A 15,260-nucleotide genomic window follows, 5' to 3' on the forward strand; every position below is an offset into this window, starting at 1 on the left:
AAAGGACTACCGAAAAATTTCGATAGTCCACTTGGTTTTATGAATTTTCAACAAGGGGAAGGGTAAACGAAAAGACCGTGCCTTCACCTAATTTGGATTGAACTTGAATGTCTGTTTCATGGAGATCCAATATCGATTTGACGATTGCTAATCCAAGACCCGCTCCAGATTTATTCGTCCGAGCTTCGTCCACTTTAAAGAATCTACTCCAAATCATGTCTAAATGCTCTTCATTAATACCTTCACCATAATCTTGAATCTTCACTTTTACATTTTGACGATCCTTCGTAAGAGTAACATCAATACGATCGTTCTCTTTAGAAAATTGAACCGCATTTTGTAAGAGGTTCACGATAACTTGTTCGATTCGCGCTTTATCGGCATAGACAATGTACTCAGAATCCGAAGTTAAACGAACCTCTAGATTTTTCTTCGTAAAATGAGGTTCAAACTTATGAATAATCTGTTTTACTTGTTCTGTTAAATTGTAATCCGCTCTTAGTAATTTGCTATGCCCTTCTTCCAGCTGATTCATATCCAATGTGTCATTTACGAGTTTAATCATTCTCTCGGTTTCATCTTTCATTAAACTGTAGTAGTGAATCCGTTTTTCCACGGGGATTGTTCCATCCATTAAAGCAATGATAAACCCTTTAATAGAAGTTAAAGGGGAACGTAATTCATGAGATACATTCGAAATAAATTGCTTACGTCGGTTTTCCAATTGATTCAATTCTTTCGCCATATACGTAAATGACTTCGCCAGCTTACCAATCTCATCATCGGAAGGGGCTTGTACAGACTTTGAAAAATCACCTTTAGCATAAAGTCTTGCAATGTCATTCATTTCTCGTAATGGAGCCGTTATCTTTTTAGAAATAAACCATAAAATCACGCCCGCAAAGACAATGGCTATAACGAATGTAAATAAAATCATATAAATGACTTGTTGATATTCATGGCTCAAATCATGAAAGATAATGACCATGATAGGCACGTTAACACCATTAATAGTAGAGTCAAGAGTGGAGGCGACAATATATCGAAGTTCGCCGTTATTAAAACCTCCTTCGGATACTTTTTCGCCCGCAAGAACTTGCTTCATAATTCTATCCGGTAAATCAATCATTTCTGAAGTTTGATTCGGATCTGGGCCAAAAATTTGTCTACTTTCTTCATTAATAATATAAATGTGATAACTTGGCTGGTTTAAAGAGTAACTAAGTCTCTCGGCGGTTTCAGGATTACGCCATTCCAAATTCTCGTGACTTTGCAACTGTTTTTCAATTTGTTTGTATTGATGCTGATACGTTTCCTCATATTCATCGTAAAGTGTAAGGTGGAATAAGTAGAAAAACACACCAATGAACAATAAAAGGGAAGTCACAATGATGAAGGAATAACTTAAAAACAATTTTGAAAAGATTGATTTTCTTTTAATCATGTGGATTCTCCTCAAATCGATAGCCGACCCCGCGAATGGTGATAACCGACCAATCGGCATGATGTAGGGCTAACTTATCTCGAATGCGTTTAATATGTACATCAATTGTGCGCGGGTCACCATTAAAATCATACCCCCAAATGCGGTCCAGTAATTGCTGTCTAGAAATGACTTGATTTGGATTCATGGCTAAGTAGTAAAATAACTCCATTTCTTTTGGTGCCATCAACACTTGCTTACCATCAATGAGCACTCGATATTCATTCATATTAATAACGATATTGGAAAACTGAAGAATCCCTTCTTCGCTTTCAGATAAAACCGTTCTTCTTAACACAGATTTAACACGTGCAATTAACTCGTTAGGGTCAAACGGTTTAACAATATAATCATCTGCACCGATTTCTAAACCTTTCACGATATCATAAGTTTCGCCTTTTCCTGTCAGCATAAGGATTGGGATTTTTTTATCTTCTAAACGAATCATTTTACAAATTTCCCATCCATTCATTTTAGGCAGCATTAAATCGAGAATGATGCAATCAGGGGACTCTTTGTAAAATTGCTTCAAACCTTCTTCACCATCTGTTGCGCAAACAGAAGTAAAACCGATTTTCTCTATATATAATTGGATCAATTCAACAATATTTGGATCATCTTCTATCGTTAAAACCTTAATTGGTCGCTTCATGTATATCACTCCTAACAACATATCCTCTCATAGTAATATGAATAAAATGTTAACAGCTTACAAGCAAAAGGGAGGATATTTCATTCTTATCAAATGCGTGGTCGAATTTTTAGGACTTTTCATGCAAATTGGAAAACATCTCTCAAATTCGTAAATATGGATGCTACACTTAAAGTTGATAAATGTAGATTTACAAGGGGGAATAGTGATGAACGAGAAAAAACAGAAATTGCCTTTGACAGGGGCAATCGTTATTTTAAGTATCAGTATACTATTTTCTGCATATTTGATAGCAGATGCCATAAGAGACACGAAAACCACGCATACAGGTAATTACGAGTACGAATACCAATTAAACAGATTTAATGAAAACTTTGAAGAATTGATTAAAACGTTAAAAGAAGACTAATAGTTTATAGACATTCATCCAATAGGAATGGAGGATTACTGTATTGACGGGCAGTATGGTTGAACAAAAGATAGAATAAGGGGGAGCTCATTGTGATGAATGATTTTTATTGCGATGAAGTATTAAGTGGTAAAACAAAAGTAAATAAAGTGTTGGAGACAAAAAATGTTTTAGCCTATTATCATACAAAACCTTTCTATCCAGTCCATATTGTTGCAATCCCAAAGAAACATATCCCTTCTTTAATTACATTAGAAGAAAGTGATCACGAACTTTTACTAGAACTAATGGGAGTCATTAAAAAGGTTGCAGCGATGGTTACTGAAGAAAACGGTGCCTGCAGAGTGATTACCAACTTAGGAGATTACCAGGAATCCAAACATCTCCATTGGCATATAGTCTTTGGAAAACCATTAAGATAGCATTCCCGGCATTGATCCAAGAAGGATTGATGCTTTTTTTGTTGTTAATGAATAACGGGGCAGGTTAGTGAAAGAGGAACAAGATGTACTAATAGGTTTATTAAGGTCGATGTTAAAAGATTAAATATATGGAAATCTATAAAAAGGATTCTGTTGGAGTTCTATTTTAATAGCTTTGCTCATTATCTTTGGTATAGGGAATTCTCTCTTCTAGATAATAGGTTAGATATTGAAGAAGGTAGATAAATTTAAAAGGAGATATTGCTATTAAGACGAATAACAAAGGTATGGTATCACTGGTTTTTGGTGTTCTTTCAATTGCTACTTCATTTGTCGCGGTAGGCTTTATACTGGGAATAATTGGGCTAATTTTTGGTGTTATTGGGCTAGAACAAATTAACCGTCTTAAACAAAGTGGAAAGTTAGAAGCTTTAGGCGGTATTATTTGTTGTCTGCTTGGAATATTTCTTACGATAAAGTCATCCATTTCAATAATATTATCATTAAGCTAATGAGGCGTTGATCCAAGAAGGATTAAAGCCCTTTCTGTTGAACTTATTGTACTAACGGGGCAGTTTACTTGAATAAAAAGAAGATTTAGGGAACAAAAGTAAACAATTATTAGGGGGATTTATATTGCTAAATTTTTTTGAGTATAACTGGCAAGTAAGAGATGAATGGTTTGATTGGTGCAAACAACTGCCAAATGTAGAGTTGTTAAAAGATAGAACTGGAGGAGTAGGAAGTATTTTATATACCCTATTTCACATTATTGATGTTGAATATAGTTGGGTTCGTGGTATTCAAGGTAAAGAAGATATAGTAGTTGAATTCGCTGATTATGATACGCCTGAGAAGGTTAAATCTCTTTCAGATAGATATCAAAATGAAGTAGCTGAATTTCTAAAAAATTCAGATGAACTAAAAGAGATAGTTGTTAGTGTCCCTTGGGACGAAGATAAATATACGGTTGAAGAAATATTACATCATATAATTGCTCATGAGATTCACCACATTGGTCAACTCTCTGTTTGGTCAAGGGAATTAGAACTCAACCCTGTACCTGCTAATTTCATTGGAAGAAAGCTAAAATCTATTCATACTTCTTGAACTAACGGAGGCTAGTTCAAGAACACAGGGTTGCTAATTAAGAAACTGAAGGAGGTAATACCTTGAACATTATAACTTTGATTCTAAGTTATTTAATTGGCTCAATCTCATTTGCTTTAGTAATAGGTAAAATGTTTTATAAGAAAAGATATTCGTGATTACGGTAGTGGTAATCTTGGTGCAACTAATGCTTATAGAGTTATAAAAGTAGGAGTAATTGTTGCAATTGCTGATATATTAAAAGGTACCTTTGCTTGTTTACTTCCCCTGATTCTTGGTTCTACAATTAACCCTATTGTATGTGGTTTATTAGCCATATTAGGGCACATATTTTCTGTTTTTGCTAGCTTAAAAGGTGGTAAGGCAGTTGCGACATCAACTGGAGTTTTCTTGTTTTTGACTCCATTGGGGATTTTAGTTGGTTTTTTTGTGTTTGTGTTAACTTTGCTATTTACTAAAAATGTCTCATTAAGTTCAATGTTAGCTAGTATAGCATTATTCATTTACAGTCTTATATTTGAAGATAAAATTATCATAGCACTTTCTCTACTAATAAGCGTATCGATAATCATTCTACATCGACAAAATATAAAGAGAATTGTAAATGGAACAGAGAACAAAATAGTTGAAAATTTGTTTTTACTTGTTAAGCTAACGAGGGGCGTTGATCTAACAAGGATTTACACTTTATATACCTTTCAGAATCATTAAAGAATCTAGTGAATTGTAATGACGATGGTAAGGGCTATAACCGAAAAGTTCATATTAATGAATTTAAGAAACTATGGAATATAAAACGAATCCATATGCTTTTTTATAGTAATACTTACATAGCAGTGAAACCACAACTCCGTATAGGTGTGATTAATAAAATGACCATATTTTTAGAATTACTACGTATTGTACTTATCTTAATAATCCTTTTTGCGTTGGGCTGGGGGATAATAGGGAATTTTTATGCACTAAATACAGTGAATGAATCTCATTATTGGCTTGGGACAATCGCCATTTTACTATTGATTTTTGTTTTATATAGAAATAAGTTGCAATTTTCAGGGTGGTATAAAGGAAAAGAAGTAGTGAAACTCCCAAAGAATGTAACAATCACACTCATAATAAGTTCTCTATTGTTTATCCTTTTACCATTGTTCACTCGAGGCGATGATCATGAACAAATAGCAAGAGTCATCCATAACAATTGGAACTCGGTATACATAGAGCATATAGAAGTCATTGAGGACAATAAATCAGTTGCTTTCTTTCATACAGCTGATGGTGAGGAAAGGGAAGTCTATCTTGAAAAATCGTTGTTTTCTTGGAAGAACATAAGAGACCTTACTTTTATTAGAGAAGGCATCACTAAACCAATCCATCTTTCCTTTTCCAATTCGCCTTATACAAATGAAGAAGATATTCATTTGGTTTTGCTAAGAGTATTCGATAAAGAAATTGATCGCGTGGAAATCGTTAAAGAAGGGGAAACCATTCATAAATATCAACTTCGTTCGAAAGATTCAGAGGAGAAATTTGGATTATTTAGAACGGAAATCGATGATATCTATGAAGCTGAATTTATTGCATACAATAGCGCGGGTGCAATTGTTTTTAATGATCAACCACTGCCAGTAAATTGAACCGGGATATAGCAGCTAGCCTCTTCTTCAAGGTACAGTGGAGTTTGAAAAAGTAGAATTTACGATTAACTAATTCGTTATATATAAAGAACCTGTTCAATTTAAATCTGAACAGGTTCTTTTATATGCATAGAGGTAAATTCAGCAACGGTTTACCATAACTACCTTCGCGTTATGATTGATATGATAGCAATTCCTTCGTTAATTGTTCGAATACGTCCTTCACAGTACCTTGTTTAATTTCTTTAAAACGTGTACTTGCCCAAAGTGACATATCTTGTGGGTTTTGATCTTTTAATGCTTTCGCACGAATCGGCTTTGTTAATGAATTGACGGCAGGATAATTTGCTGGTGCGAAACTTTCATACTTAGCCATAAAGTCATTTTTTAATCCTCGCGCAAGGCGGCCTGAAAATGTTCTTGTAAGGGCTGTTTCAGAAAACTCACCAGACTGAAGAGCTTGTTTATAAGCGGCATTCGCTCCACTTTCCTCTGTACATAGAAATGCTGTTCCAAGTTGCACAGCATCCGCTCCTGCTTGTAAAGCAAGATAAATATCTTTTCCGTTTATGATGCCACCAGCAGCGATAATTGGGATTGAGATTTCCTTACGAATAGTGGAAATTAATTCATTTAATGAAACATTCGTTTCTTCATCCACATTCTCAAATGTTCCACGATGCCCTCCAGCTTCCACACCTTGTAAACAAATCGCATTCGCACCTAGATCTATTGCGATTTTCGCTTCTTTCAAATTCGTCACAGTAACAATGACATGACTTCCATTGTTTTTAACTTGTTCAATGATTTCCTTGGAAGGGCAAGAGAATGTGAATGAAACATAGGGAACTTTATATTTCATGACTAACTCTAGTTTTTCATTCCAATAATCATCATTCGGTTCTGGAATAGGCAACTGAATGTCATAGTCTTTTTCAAGACGTTCCTTATACGAATGCACGGATTCATCAATCGTATCATTTTGTGGAACAAACAGATTCACCCCAAATGGTAATCCTGATGCATTACATTGTACAATTTCTTGTTCGATTTCTTCTGGCGTTTTATAACCAGCTGCTAAAAAACCAAGTCCACCATTTTCCGAAACTGCCAGTGCTAGCTCAACAGTAGAAATCCCACCAGCCATCGGAGCTTGGATGATTGGGTATTTTAAATGACGAAACATAAAATCCACTTCCTTTCTAAGAACAGTTAATAGACTCATTGCTCGAATTTTCTATTAGTTATATATTAGCAAATTTTGGTTACCGGGGAATACTGTAATAATGTTATTTATCTACATTATGGTAAAATATTCTAGTAGGAGGCGAGAGGATTGTTAGATGAAATAAAAGATGTGATTAACCAATTGGATGAAAAAGAATCAAAATCTTTATTACTTCAATTCTTTTTACGTATGCAAACTGTTGAGGAACGAAAGGGCTATTCTGAAGAGCAATTCTTCTTAGATATAAAAAATACATACAATGAACTGCTAGAGTATAAGAAAAATCAAGCAAGAGCCGAACTAGCACAATTTTACACTACACATATAGTTTTTGGAGATTCGTCTGCTGGTAGCTTGAAGCTAGCTTTAAAAGAGTTAGGTTTAAATGAACAAGAAAGAATAATTAACCTTTCAGACTTATTTTCAATCGGTCCAATTGGGAATTTGCATGATTCACAAGGTGTTGCGAATCGTTTTGAATGGTTAAGAAAACATATAAATATAGATGAGGAAGTTCTTTTACATTATGAAAATCAGTTTAAACAAACGATAGAAACATCGAACAAACGCCAAGTCACCACCCGATTATTATCTGGACTGGAGACAACGCGCATGAACAAACAGGGTTACGATTTGTTCTCTATCTATTAAAAGAGAAAACAAATGAAATGGTCATCATCAATACAAATGAGGCATATAAAGCTCATTTTAATCGAGCTGAATTCGAATTTACTTCATTACATACGGGTGAACTTTCGGCTGAGCTACTTAAACAAATCTATGAAAAGAAGAAAAGTAGCCATGCATTCACTCAAACGGAACGTCATGCATTGGAGCAGCAGTGGGTGCAACTTTGCGAGGATCAGGATGTTTTAAGAATTTGGGAAACTGACAAAATAATAAGTGTTCCAGAGACTTTCTACGATGAGTACATTATTCAGACAGTGAAGAAGGTTCATGAGGAGAAAAAACACAATGATTTTATAAAATCAGCTCGAATAATAGGAGAAGTGATTGGTCATTTAAATCAGTATGTTGGCGACCAATTTATCGAATATCGCATCAGACGGTTAATCGTTGACGGTATCTTTGATATGGAAGGTGTTCCGAAGGGGATGCGATACTATAGTATTAAAATGCGATAATGCTAAAAGTTTCTAACGGGCAGTGTGCATCATGGATGGATGGCAATCATTAAATATGTCTTGGAGAGTGATCATGTGGCTAGGTTGAAACCATATGTGAATATAGTAGTTGTTATAGCATTATGTGGCATCGTATGGTTGGTTCATCCAGCGAAGCTACAAGTAAAAGAATTAGAAAAAGGCATTGGTTATCATGAAGTGACCCCTAAAAGTTAGACACGGTTATTTCACTTATGCAGCTTGGTTAAAATGAGTTCGGTACTGTACCGGACTCATTTTTAATTTTGCCTTCATGCGTTTCGTGTTGTAATACGTTATATAGTTTTCAAGTTCCTTTTTGAAATGCTCGACACTATCGAACTCTTTTAAGTACAGAAATTCAGACTTCATAATGCCAAAGAAATTCTCCATTACAGAGTTGTCGTAACAGTTTCCTTTACGGGACATACTTTGAGTAATCCCTCTTGATTCAAGGGCATGACGATATGACTTCATTTGATAATGCCATCCTTGATCCGAATGCATTAATAATTGATGTTCCTCTGGCAGCTTTCCTAATGCTTTCTCTAACATATCTGAAACAAGTGAATAGGTTGGTCTATTACCAATTGTGTATGTAATTATTTCTCCATTAAATAAGTCTAAAACAGGCGATAAATAGAGCTTTTCACCAAATAATTTAAATTCCGTAATATCCGTTACCCACTTCTCGTTTGGTGCATCAGCTTTAAAATTACGATCTAAAATATTCGGGGCAATTTTACCAACTGTTCCTTTATAAGATTTATACTTTTTCATTCGAACAATGCTTTTTAAGCCTAAGGCTTTCATAATGCGCTGCACTTTCTTATGATTAACTTTTTTCCCACGATTAGCTAGCTCATCTCGAATACGGCGGTACCCATAACGGCCTTCGTGTTCGTTATAAATGGCTTGAATTTCAACTTTTAGCTCGATATCTGGATCTGGTCGATTCAACTTCTTCACTAAATCATAATACGTGCTACGTGGAATGCCTGCGAATGCCACAAGCGCCTTCACCGAGTATTTATGCCTTAATTCATAGATGACCTTCACTTTGTCTTCTTTGGTGATTTTTCCTTGGATTGAACTAAGGCGTTCAACTTTTTTAAATACTCGTTTTCCATACGTAGACGGTTGATTTCTGCTTGAAGTGCTTCTGGTGATCCCTCTATTGGAGTTTGTTTTGGTTGTTTAGATGTTTCTTTCTTCATGGATGGGCGCCCCTTATTCTTTGATTGAAGGGCACCAAATCCTTTTGTTTCGAATTGTTTTTTCCAACTATCAAGTGTAGAAGGACTTGGTATGTTGAAGATAGCTGCTGTTTCCCGCGAGGATGTACCGTGTTCAATCATGTAATTTAGTACATCTAGTTTAAACTGTGCTGAATAATTTGTATACCGTTTTACAAATGCTTCTACACCGTGATACTCAATTTGTTTCGCCCATTTAAGAATTGCTGAATTATTAGTTCCAATTGATTTAGCAATTTCATATGAACTTTCTTTGCCTTCCAAGTAGCGAAGAGCTGCTTGTATTTTTTCCTCTGTTGTATATTTAGCCATAAAAAAATGCACCTCCAATTGTTAGATGTGTGTCTAACAATTGGGGTGCAGTTCATCAATATAAAGATACAAACAGATACTTATTTTTAATGGTAGATAAATTAATTAAATGGAATTATAATCAACCGCTAACCGATGCAGAAGTCGATTATTTTACACACCTTTCTGCAGATTTTTCACGCACAGCAAATTTGCTGCTTTCTAACGGTTATGAATTCAATGTCCATCGTGAATGGAAATATCGAATAGATGATATTGAAAGATATATAAATGATTATTTATATGGCTCTACGTTATCCGAAGTAGATATCGAGGATTTAAATCAAGCACTATACGCAACTAAATTTATAACCATGGACCTAAAAGAAATAAGAAGTGACCGAGACTTCTACAAAGCAATGCATGATGAACACCATGAAATGGTCGAAAGAGTTAAAGAACGTTTAGCAATGAAATATTAATTATAAGAAGCTACTAACGAGGGAATATAGTTTAGTATGCAGGTATTCTATTTTATTAGTTAAATAGATGAAAAGGTTGTTAAATCTTATTCGCATTTTTTAGATGAAAGAGAATATCCAAATAATATATTTATAGAGATGACTAAATTCACTTTTTTGGGAGAGTTGATTTGAAGAAATTAGTTGTTTTATTAGTAACAATGATACTTTTAACAGCTTGTTCAGAAACGACTAACGGTTATACGTTTAATGGAGAAAGTGAACATTGGGAAGCGGTATACTCCTATATTGGAAAAGTGAAATGGAGGGGAGAGGATACAGATAGTTATGAGTTCAAATTGCATTATAAAGGTTCTTTAGAAGAAATGTCATCATTACAAAAAATTGAATACACATTTGAAACTTTTGATATGAGAGTTTATGAATCTCAAGAATTCACGGAACCTCCATCTACATTAACATTTTCAGGAAGTTCAAAAGGTGGGGGGGAAATAGCTAAAGATGCAGTAATAAAAGTAAATGTGAAATGGAATGACTTTGAAGAATCATTCGAACTTCATAATTATAGTAAGTAGTTTTTATTGAACTAAAGGGGCAGGTTAGTTAAACAAGAACAAGATGTAATAATAGGTTTATTAAAGTCGCTGTTTGAAGACTAAATATATGGAAACTTATAAAAGGATCCTTTTGGGATTCTATTTTCATAGCTTTACTCATAATCTTTAGTATAGGTAATTATCTCTTCAAGATATATATTTTTAATTATAGGTTTGACAATGGAGAAGGAATGTTAATTTAATAGGAGATATTGATATTAAGGCTAATATTAAGATGAATAACAAAGGTATCGTATCACTGGTTTTTGGTGTTCTTTCAATTGCAACTTCTTTTTTAGCAGTAGGCTTTATACTTGGGATTGTTGGGCTGATTTTTGGTGTTATTGGGTTAGGACAAATTAACCGTTATAGACAAAGTGGAAAGTTAGAAGCTTTAGGAGGTATTATTTGTTGTCTATTTGGCATATTCCTCACGATAAAGTCATCCATTTCAATAATGCTATTATTAAGCTAAACTAAGGCGTTGATCCAAGAGGATTCAGCGCCCTTTTTATTGAACTTATTGTACTAACGGGGCAGGTAATGCGAGAAGAATCAAATGAAAAGGGGGAGATTCGGTTATGGAAGAAAATTGGAATGGCAAGGGAAAGGTTAACGAAAATAAAATAATGATGAGAGAAGCAGGCTTAATAGTATTAGCAATAATACTTTTTCTTCAATACTTTAAACTAGCTGCTTACCTGTCAGATAAGTACTTTTTTGACAATCATTTTATGAGTTATCTTGTCTTGATTTTAGGAATTCCATTATCTTACTTTGCTACGAAATATTTAGTGAAGGTAATTAAAAAAGTAATAAAAATAAAGTAGTGAGTATATCAATACACAATAAATGGTTAATAAACGAACGAAGGTTTTAGTACAAGAATGAGGGTAGCTTAATAAGATTGATAACACCATAATTAATCAAGGGGGAAAGATTTTTGGAAAATGAAAAACTTATCCTTTGGGAACCCATTAAAAATAATCCATTCGAGCGATTTTATAACGTGATGGATTTAAGAACACTGCAATGGAATGGCAATTTCGAATTATCCTTTTTAGATCACCAGAATAATAGGATGTATCATTTCACTTATAAGCAAGATGAAGCAAATTTCTATGCAATTCGCCATTTTCGTATGCTTGAAGAATTTTGCTGGACTAATTATGAAACGCTAATAGATTTATAACGAGAAGAAAGGGCTGCAGCTGGCTTACCGACGTTAACATATAATCCTACTTTTTATAAAGTACAAAATTCTAGATTTCTATCTTGGTATAGAAGGATGGATCCATCTTTACCTTCGCCTCAAAACTGCTGTATTGAACATCATTTGTATATTTCTGCAAATTATTTTATTGATGTATTAACCGAACAACAGCCCTTGATTACCGTATCTTCATTGAAATCTGGTAATGAATAGATAACGGGGTAGGGTTAGTTTAACAATGGGATAGGAATTAATGTTAATTTTAAGGGGTGTATACTATTGGTATCAACTTTAGATAAAGAATTTATCCGATTAAAAAGAACATCGCAATTTGCCAATCGAGCAAGGAAATTTAAGGTCTACCTGGATAATCAATATATAAATGATATAGCAAATGGAGAAGAAATTTCCATACCTGTTAGAGCAGGAAGTCATCAATTACATATAACAATAGATTGGGTTAAGAGTGAAAAATATGAAATAGAATTAGCTAAAGGAGACAATATAAATTTGTTATGTGGCTCTCCTTTAAAGGGGATAATATTATGGATTCCTTTTGTTGCCTTAATATCGACATTCGTTCCAAAGTGGTATCTTTTTATCAAAAAAGTTGATTCGGAACCTTTCTAACGAAATTCTTTTGAATAATAGCCTTCTTCCATTAACGAAGGCGTTGATCCAAGAAGGATTAATTTCCTTTTTTGTTGATCTTATTGTACTAACGGGGCAATTTTGTTGAACAAGGAAATGTTCCTAATTTGTCGAATTAGATAAATAAGAGATAAAAAGGGGGAGCAACAAAGTGAATGTGAACGATTTAATAATTTTAAACTTTGAAGAAATTAGACGTAGAAGTATAAAGGTATGGAAAGCAATACCCAGCAATATGTTAGATTGGAAACCTGATGAAGATGCAATGACTTGTGCGGAAATGATTAGACATATATTACAAGGTGAATTTCTTTACCATCAAGTTCTAATTGGAGGTGGAAGCAAGGCACTATCCGATATAACTAATCCATTTGATGGAAAAGAATTTACAACTGTGGATAATGAGATTATCTTTGCCAAACCCTATCGTGACGATTTCATAGACTATATCAAAAAGTTAAGTGTAAGTGATTTGGAGAGTGTTGAAATAGACCGTTCCGATGTGGGTTATGTTAGAAAACTTGGGGATATGTTACTCCGAATTGCTTATCACGAATCTGTTCACACAGGTCAGCTATTAGACTATATGAGGACAATGGGGATTGAACGTCCAAAAATATGGGACTAATTTTTTATTGAACTAACGGGGGCGTTAATCCAAGAAGGATTAATGCTTTTTTTATTGAAGTTTAATAACGGTACGAATGAGTAAGATATTTTACTACAAAGGGATTACTAGGGGGGATTGAATGTCCACTATAAACAGTAATACAAAAATTTATATTCGGACTGGAAGATTAGATGATGCGGAAGCTGTTTTAGCCGTACAGAATTCAGTTATATCCGAAGGTGAATACTTAATAACTGTTACGGAAGAGTTTAATAAAACACCTGCTCAACAAAGGGAATGGATAAAAAAGCTAATAGAAAATGATAGAGAAACGTTAATTGTAGCTGAAGCGAACGGTGAACTTGTTGGTTGGATCGTCTTTCTTTGCCAAAATAGACTTAGATTAGCCCACACCGGTTCCTTTGGAATGATGATATTAAAAAACTACAGAGGTATGGGGATTGGAAAAATGCTATTGAAGGCTTTATTAGAATGGGCAGAAAGAAATCCTTTAATTGAGAAAGTATCTCTTGGAGTTTTCTCAACAAATCATAGGGCGATTTCTTTATATAAAAGTATGGGGTTTGTAGAGGAAGGTCGTAAAATAAAAGAAATTAAGTTAAATGAAAATGAATACGTAGACGACATTCTTATGTATAAATGGGTTTAACTTTGTAAGATCCGCAGAAACTATTAAAATGCTTGTCAAAAACATCATCCTGTAATTCCGGAGAACTAGTCTAAATACACTATCTTCAGAGATTAAGTAAATAATCCCATTGTTCATTCTTCTTTTTTATATCTATAATTATTTTATAATTTTGAACGGCTAGATATAAAGGAGTTTAGGGATGGACTACACAATAGTTGGGCTATTGCTCATTGCTTTTCTAATTGGAGGCGTAATTTATACTGGAATAAAGAAGATGGTCCCCGAGTTTCATAAGGAATTATTCTTTCTTCTAGTTATGATTGTTGTAAATATATTTACTGGTTTACTTGCATTTTTTATGGGGGCAATCGCGACTCAGACAGGGGGCGCAGCAGGATTTTGGTTAATTTTCTTAGCCGTAGAAGGAATTCCGTTTTTACTTTTCCTTCTTAGTGTGTACTTACTTTATCGCAAGGTAAGTAGATAATCGATAGATCGACCGGGGCATTAATTCAAGAAGGATTAATGTCTCTTTTTATTGAAGTATTAAATGACTTAGTTAAAAGAAGAAGGGTAGTCGATTTATTCGAATACTCTTCTTGATTAACCTAAATCAACATAAAACTTTGAATAGATACATAGAGTGCAAATGCAAATACGACGATTAATAACCAACCCATTATCTTTCTTCCTTTTTGCATTTCTTGGATTCCCGTCACCAACATAGTTAAACCTAAAAATAGCATCATATATGCTTGATATCTGAAGTTTTGAGTAATTAATCCATAACCGGCTAATGCCAATGTTAGAATCGAAAATATAACCCGTAAAGTCATTAACATGTTTTCTACCACCTTCAACTAGATTTCCAGCTCACTAGTGTAATTTATTTCATTTAATAGTATAGCATTCTAGATTAATAAGAAGAGAGGGTTTCCAATGGAAAAAGAAATAAACTTTAGATTGGCTACTAGAAATGATTTAGAACAGATTGTTGCCATGCTTGCAGATGATGTACTCGGAAGTAAACGTGAGCGTTACGGGTTGCCGCTTCCTACAAGTTACATAAAGGCATTTAAAGCAATCTCAGCTGATCCGAATAACGAGTTAGTTGTAGCAGATGATGGCAATGAAGTGATTGGCGTTCTACAAATTACCTTTACACCTTATCTAACACATCAAGGTGGATGGCGTGCGACAATCGAGGGAGTAAGAACATCTGCTTCTTCAAGAGGAAAGGGTGTCGGAACGAAACTAATAAACTACGCCATTCAACGCGCCGAAGAACGTGGTTGTCACTTAGTACAACTAACAACAGACAAACAAAGACCTGATGCCATAAGATTTTATGAAAAGCTAGGCTTTCAAGCGACACACGAGGGGATGAAGCTGAAGCTTAAGTAGGAGG

22 protein-coding genes and 2 pseudogenes are annotated in these 15,260 nt (G+C 34.3%); 19 read left to right on the forward strand and 5 right to left on the reverse strand.

The window, feature by feature from the left end:
• Window positions 1–37 precede the first annotated feature (37 nt).
• Window positions 38–1,444, reverse strand: coding sequence for a sensor histidine kinase (locus CRO45_RS13410; RefSeq protein ID WP_170949491.1), 1,407 nt, complete (start codon window positions 1,442–1,444; stop codon window positions 38–40).
• Complete coding sequence (locus tag CRO45_RS13415) at window positions 1,437–2,135, reverse strand: response regulator transcription factor (RefSeq protein ID WP_170949492.1); 699 nt, start codon at window positions 2,133–2,135, stop codon at window positions 1,437–1,439. The genes CRO45_RS13410 and CRO45_RS13415 overlap by 8 nt, the downstream gene beginning before the upstream one ends.
• Window positions 2,136–2,343: 208 nt before the next feature.
• Here CRO45_RS13415 and CRO45_RS13420 point away from each other — a divergent pair, with 208 nt between their 5' ends.
• The 6 genes and pseudogenes from CRO45_RS13420 (at window position 2,344) to CRO45_RS20220 (ending at window position 5,710) form a co-directional block, all read left to right on the forward strand.
• On the forward strand, window positions 2,344–2,544 hold the full coding sequence (locus CRO45_RS13420; protein WP_097150147.1) for a hypothetical protein: 201 nt from the start codon (window positions 2,344–2,346) through the stop codon (window positions 2,542–2,544).
• Between the two features lie 95 nt (window positions 2,545–2,639).
• Window positions 2,640–2,966, forward strand: a complete 327-nt coding sequence (locus tag CRO45_RS13425; RefSeq protein ID WP_097150216.1) for an HIT domain-containing protein — start codon at window positions 2,640–2,642, stop codon at window positions 2,964–2,966.
• A 287-nt stretch (window positions 2,967–3,253) separates the two neighbouring features.
• On the forward strand, window positions 3,254–3,478 hold the full coding sequence (locus CRO45_RS13430) for a DUF4190 domain-containing protein (protein WP_097150148.1): 225 nt from the start codon (window positions 3,254–3,256) through the stop codon (window positions 3,476–3,478).
• A gap of 124 nt (window positions 3,479–3,602) precedes the next feature.
• Window positions 3,603–4,076 (forward strand): DinB family protein, encoded by a 474-nt coding sequence (locus CRO45_RS13435; protein ID WP_097150149.1) that lies wholly within the window; start codon window positions 3,603–3,605, stop codon window positions 4,074–4,076.
• A 62-nt stretch (window positions 4,077–4,138) separates the two neighbouring features.
• Window positions 4,139–4,703 (forward strand): annotated as a pseudogene (gene plsY / locus CRO45_RS13440) (glycerol-3-phosphate 1-O-acyltransferase PlsY); the annotation flags it as partial.
• Window positions 4,704–4,948: 245 nt separating this feature from the next.
• The gene (locus tag CRO45_RS20220; protein ID WP_212613433.1) at window positions 4,949–5,710 is read left to right on the forward strand and encodes a hypothetical protein; all 762 of its coding nucleotides are present in this window, start codon (window positions 4,949–4,951) and stop codon (window positions 5,708–5,710) included.
• Window positions 5,711–5,882: 172 nt separating this feature from the next.
• Here CRO45_RS20220 and CRO45_RS13455 read toward each other — a convergent pair whose 3' ends face one another.
• The gene (locus CRO45_RS13455) at window positions 5,883–6,896 is read right to left on the reverse strand and encodes an NAD(P)H-dependent flavin oxidoreductase (RefSeq protein ID WP_097150150.1); all 1,014 of its coding nucleotides are present in this window, start codon (window positions 6,894–6,896) and stop codon (window positions 5,883–5,885) included.
• Between the two features lie 231 nt (window positions 6,897–7,127).
• On the opposite strand from CRO45_RS13455, the pseudogene CRO45_RS13460 reads away from it, so the two are divergent.
• The 3 genes and pseudogenes from CRO45_RS13460 to CRO45_RS20095 form a co-directional block, all read left to right on the forward strand.
• A pseudogene (locus CRO45_RS13460) lies at window positions 7,128–7,564 on the forward strand (DUF1835 domain-containing protein); the annotation flags it as partial.
• Between the two features lie 42 nt (window positions 7,565–7,606).
• The gene (locus CRO45_RS13465; RefSeq protein ID WP_097150152.1) at window positions 7,607–8,083 is read left to right on the forward strand and encodes a DUF3658 domain-containing protein; all 477 of its coding nucleotides are present in this window, start codon (window positions 7,607–7,609) and stop codon (window positions 8,081–8,083) included.
• Window positions 8,084–8,158: 75 nt separating this feature from the next.
• Window positions 8,159–8,299 (forward strand): hypothetical protein, encoded by a 141-nt coding sequence (locus CRO45_RS20095; RefSeq protein WP_170949493.1) that lies wholly within the window; start codon window positions 8,159–8,161, stop codon window positions 8,297–8,299.
• Between the two features lie 15 nt (window positions 8,300–8,314).
• Here the strand turns inward: CRO45_RS20095 and CRO45_RS13470 are convergent.
• Window positions 8,315–9,669, reverse strand: a protein-coding gene (locus CRO45_RS13470) for an IS3 family transposase (protein ID WP_097150153.1) whose coding sequence is annotated in 2 segments (ribosomal slippage) — window positions 8,315–9,216 and window positions 9,216–9,669 — 1,356 coding nt in all. Because the reading frame shifts where the segments join, the coding sequence is not laid out codon by codon here.
• Window positions 9,670–9,698: 29 nt separating this feature from the next.
• Here CRO45_RS13470 and CRO45_RS13475 point away from each other — a divergent pair.
• The 9 genes from CRO45_RS13475 to CRO45_RS13515 all read left to right on the forward strand — a co-directional run bounded on the left by CRO45_RS13475 (window position 9,699) and on the right by CRO45_RS13515 (window position 14,339).
• Window positions 9,699–10,130, forward strand: coding sequence for a hypothetical protein (locus tag CRO45_RS13475; protein ID WP_097150154.1), 432 nt, complete (start codon window positions 9,699–9,701; stop codon window positions 10,128–10,130).
• A gap of 170 nt (window positions 10,131–10,300) precedes the next feature.
• Complete coding sequence (locus CRO45_RS13480) at window positions 10,301–10,705, forward strand: membrane lipoprotein lipid attachment site-containing protein (protein WP_097150155.1); 405 nt, start codon at window positions 10,301–10,303, stop codon at window positions 10,703–10,705.
• Window positions 10,706–10,961: 256 nt separating this feature from the next.
• Window positions 10,962–11,201, forward strand: a complete 240-nt coding sequence (locus CRO45_RS13485; RefSeq protein ID WP_097150156.1) for a DUF4190 domain-containing protein — start codon at window positions 10,962–10,964, stop codon at window positions 11,199–11,201.
• Between the two features lie 106 nt (window positions 11,202–11,307).
• Window positions 11,308–11,556 carry a hypothetical protein gene (locus CRO45_RS13490; RefSeq protein WP_097150157.1) on the forward strand — a complete coding sequence of 83 codons (249 nt, stop codon included), beginning with the start codon at window positions 11,308–11,310 and terminating at the stop codon, window positions 11,554–11,556.
• A 113-nt stretch (window positions 11,557–11,669) separates the two neighbouring features.
• Window positions 11,670–11,918: a hypothetical protein gene (locus tag CRO45_RS13495; RefSeq protein ID WP_097150158.1), complete on the forward strand. Its 249-nt coding sequence runs from the start codon at window positions 11,670–11,672 to the stop codon at window positions 11,916–11,918.
• Between the two features lie 300 nt (window positions 11,919–12,218).
• Window positions 12,219–12,569 (forward strand): hypothetical protein, encoded by a 351-nt coding sequence (locus CRO45_RS13500; RefSeq protein ID WP_097150159.1) that lies wholly within the window; start codon window positions 12,219–12,221, stop codon window positions 12,567–12,569.
• Between the two features lie 172 nt (window positions 12,570–12,741).
• Window positions 12,742–13,218, forward strand: coding sequence for a DinB family protein (locus CRO45_RS13505; protein WP_097150160.1), 477 nt, complete (start codon window positions 12,742–12,744; stop codon window positions 13,216–13,218).
• 121 nt (window positions 13,219–13,339) lie between these two features.
• Window positions 13,340–13,870, forward strand: a complete 531-nt coding sequence (locus CRO45_RS13510) for a GNAT family N-acetyltransferase (RefSeq protein ID WP_097150161.1) — start codon at window positions 13,340–13,342, stop codon at window positions 13,868–13,870.
• Window positions 13,871–14,051: 181 nt separating this feature from the next.
• Window positions 14,052–14,339, forward strand: coding sequence for a hypothetical protein (locus CRO45_RS13515; protein ID WP_097150162.1), 288 nt, complete (start codon window positions 14,052–14,054; stop codon window positions 14,337–14,339).
• A 121-nt stretch (window positions 14,340–14,460) separates the two neighbouring features.
• On the opposite strand, the gene CRO45_RS13520 is transcribed toward CRO45_RS13515, so the two are convergent.
• Window positions 14,461–14,694, reverse strand: coding sequence for a YczI family protein (locus CRO45_RS13520; protein ID WP_097150163.1), 234 nt, complete (start codon window positions 14,692–14,694; stop codon window positions 14,461–14,463).
• A 97-nt stretch (window positions 14,695–14,791) separates the two neighbouring features.
• Here CRO45_RS13520 and CRO45_RS13525 point away from each other — a divergent pair, with 97 nt between their 5' ends.
• Window positions 14,792–15,256, forward strand: coding sequence for a GNAT family N-acetyltransferase (locus CRO45_RS13525; protein WP_097150164.1), 465 nt, complete (start codon window positions 14,792–14,794; stop codon window positions 15,254–15,256).
• Window positions 15,257–15,260: the final 4 nt, after the last annotated feature.

It is taken from the genome of Ureibacillus acetophenoni (genome assembly GCF_900220965.1).
In the GTDB taxonomy this organism is placed as follows: domain Bacteria; phylum Bacillota; class Bacilli; order Bacillales_A; family Planococcaceae; genus Ureibacillus; species Ureibacillus acetophenoni.

Bases quoted from the DNA above. Each gene is read 5' to 3' on its own strand.
- CRO45_RS13410 (WP_170949491.1), bottom strand. From the start codon at position 1,444: ATGATTAAAAGAAAATCAATCTTTTCAAAATTGTTTTTAAGTTATTCC.
- CRO45_RS13415 (WP_170949492.1), bottom strand. From the start codon at position 2,135: ATGAAGCGACCAATTAAGGTTTTAACGATAGAAGATGATCCAAATATT.
- CRO45_RS13420 (WP_097150147.1), top strand. From the start codon at position 2,344: ATGAACGAGAAAAAACAGAAATTGCCTTTGACAGGGGCAATCGTTATT.
- CRO45_RS13425 (WP_097150216.1), top strand. From the start codon at position 2,640: ATGAATGATTTTTATTGCGATGAAGTATTAAGTGGTAAAACAAAAGTA.
- CRO45_RS13430 (WP_097150148.1), top strand. From the start codon at position 3,254: ATGGTATCACTGGTTTTTGGTGTTCTTTCAATTGCTACTTCATTTGTC.
- CRO45_RS20220 (WP_212613433.1), top strand. From the start codon at position 4,949: ATGACCATATTTTTAGAATTACTACGTATTGTACTTATCTTAATAATC.
- CRO45_RS13455 (WP_097150150.1), bottom strand. From the start codon at position 6,896: ATGTTTCGTCATTTAAAATACCCAATCATCCAAGCTCCGATGGCTGGT.
- CRO45_RS13465 (WP_097150152.1), top strand. From the start codon at position 7,607: ATGGTCATCATCAATACAAATGAGGCATATAAAGCTCATTTTAATCGA.
- CRO45_RS13485 (WP_097150156.1), top strand. From the start codon at position 10,962: ATGAATAACAAAGGTATCGTATCACTGGTTTTTGGTGTTCTTTCAATT.
- CRO45_RS13490 (WP_097150157.1), top strand. From the start codon at position 11,308: ATGGAAGAAAATTGGAATGGCAAGGGAAAGGTTAACGAAAATAAAATA.
- CRO45_RS13510 (WP_097150161.1), top strand. From the start codon at position 13,340: ATGTCCACTATAAACAGTAATACAAAAATTTATATTCGGACTGGAAGA.
- CRO45_RS13515 (WP_097150162.1), top strand. From the start codon at position 14,052: ATGGACTACACAATAGTTGGGCTATTGCTCATTGCTTTTCTAATTGGA.
- CRO45_RS13520 (WP_097150163.1), bottom strand. From the start codon at position 14,694: ATGTTAATGACTTTACGGGTTATATTTTCGATTCTAACATTGGCATTA.
- CRO45_RS13525 (WP_097150164.1), top strand. From the start codon at position 14,792: ATGGAAAAAGAAATAAACTTTAGATTGGCTACTAGAAATGATTTAGAA.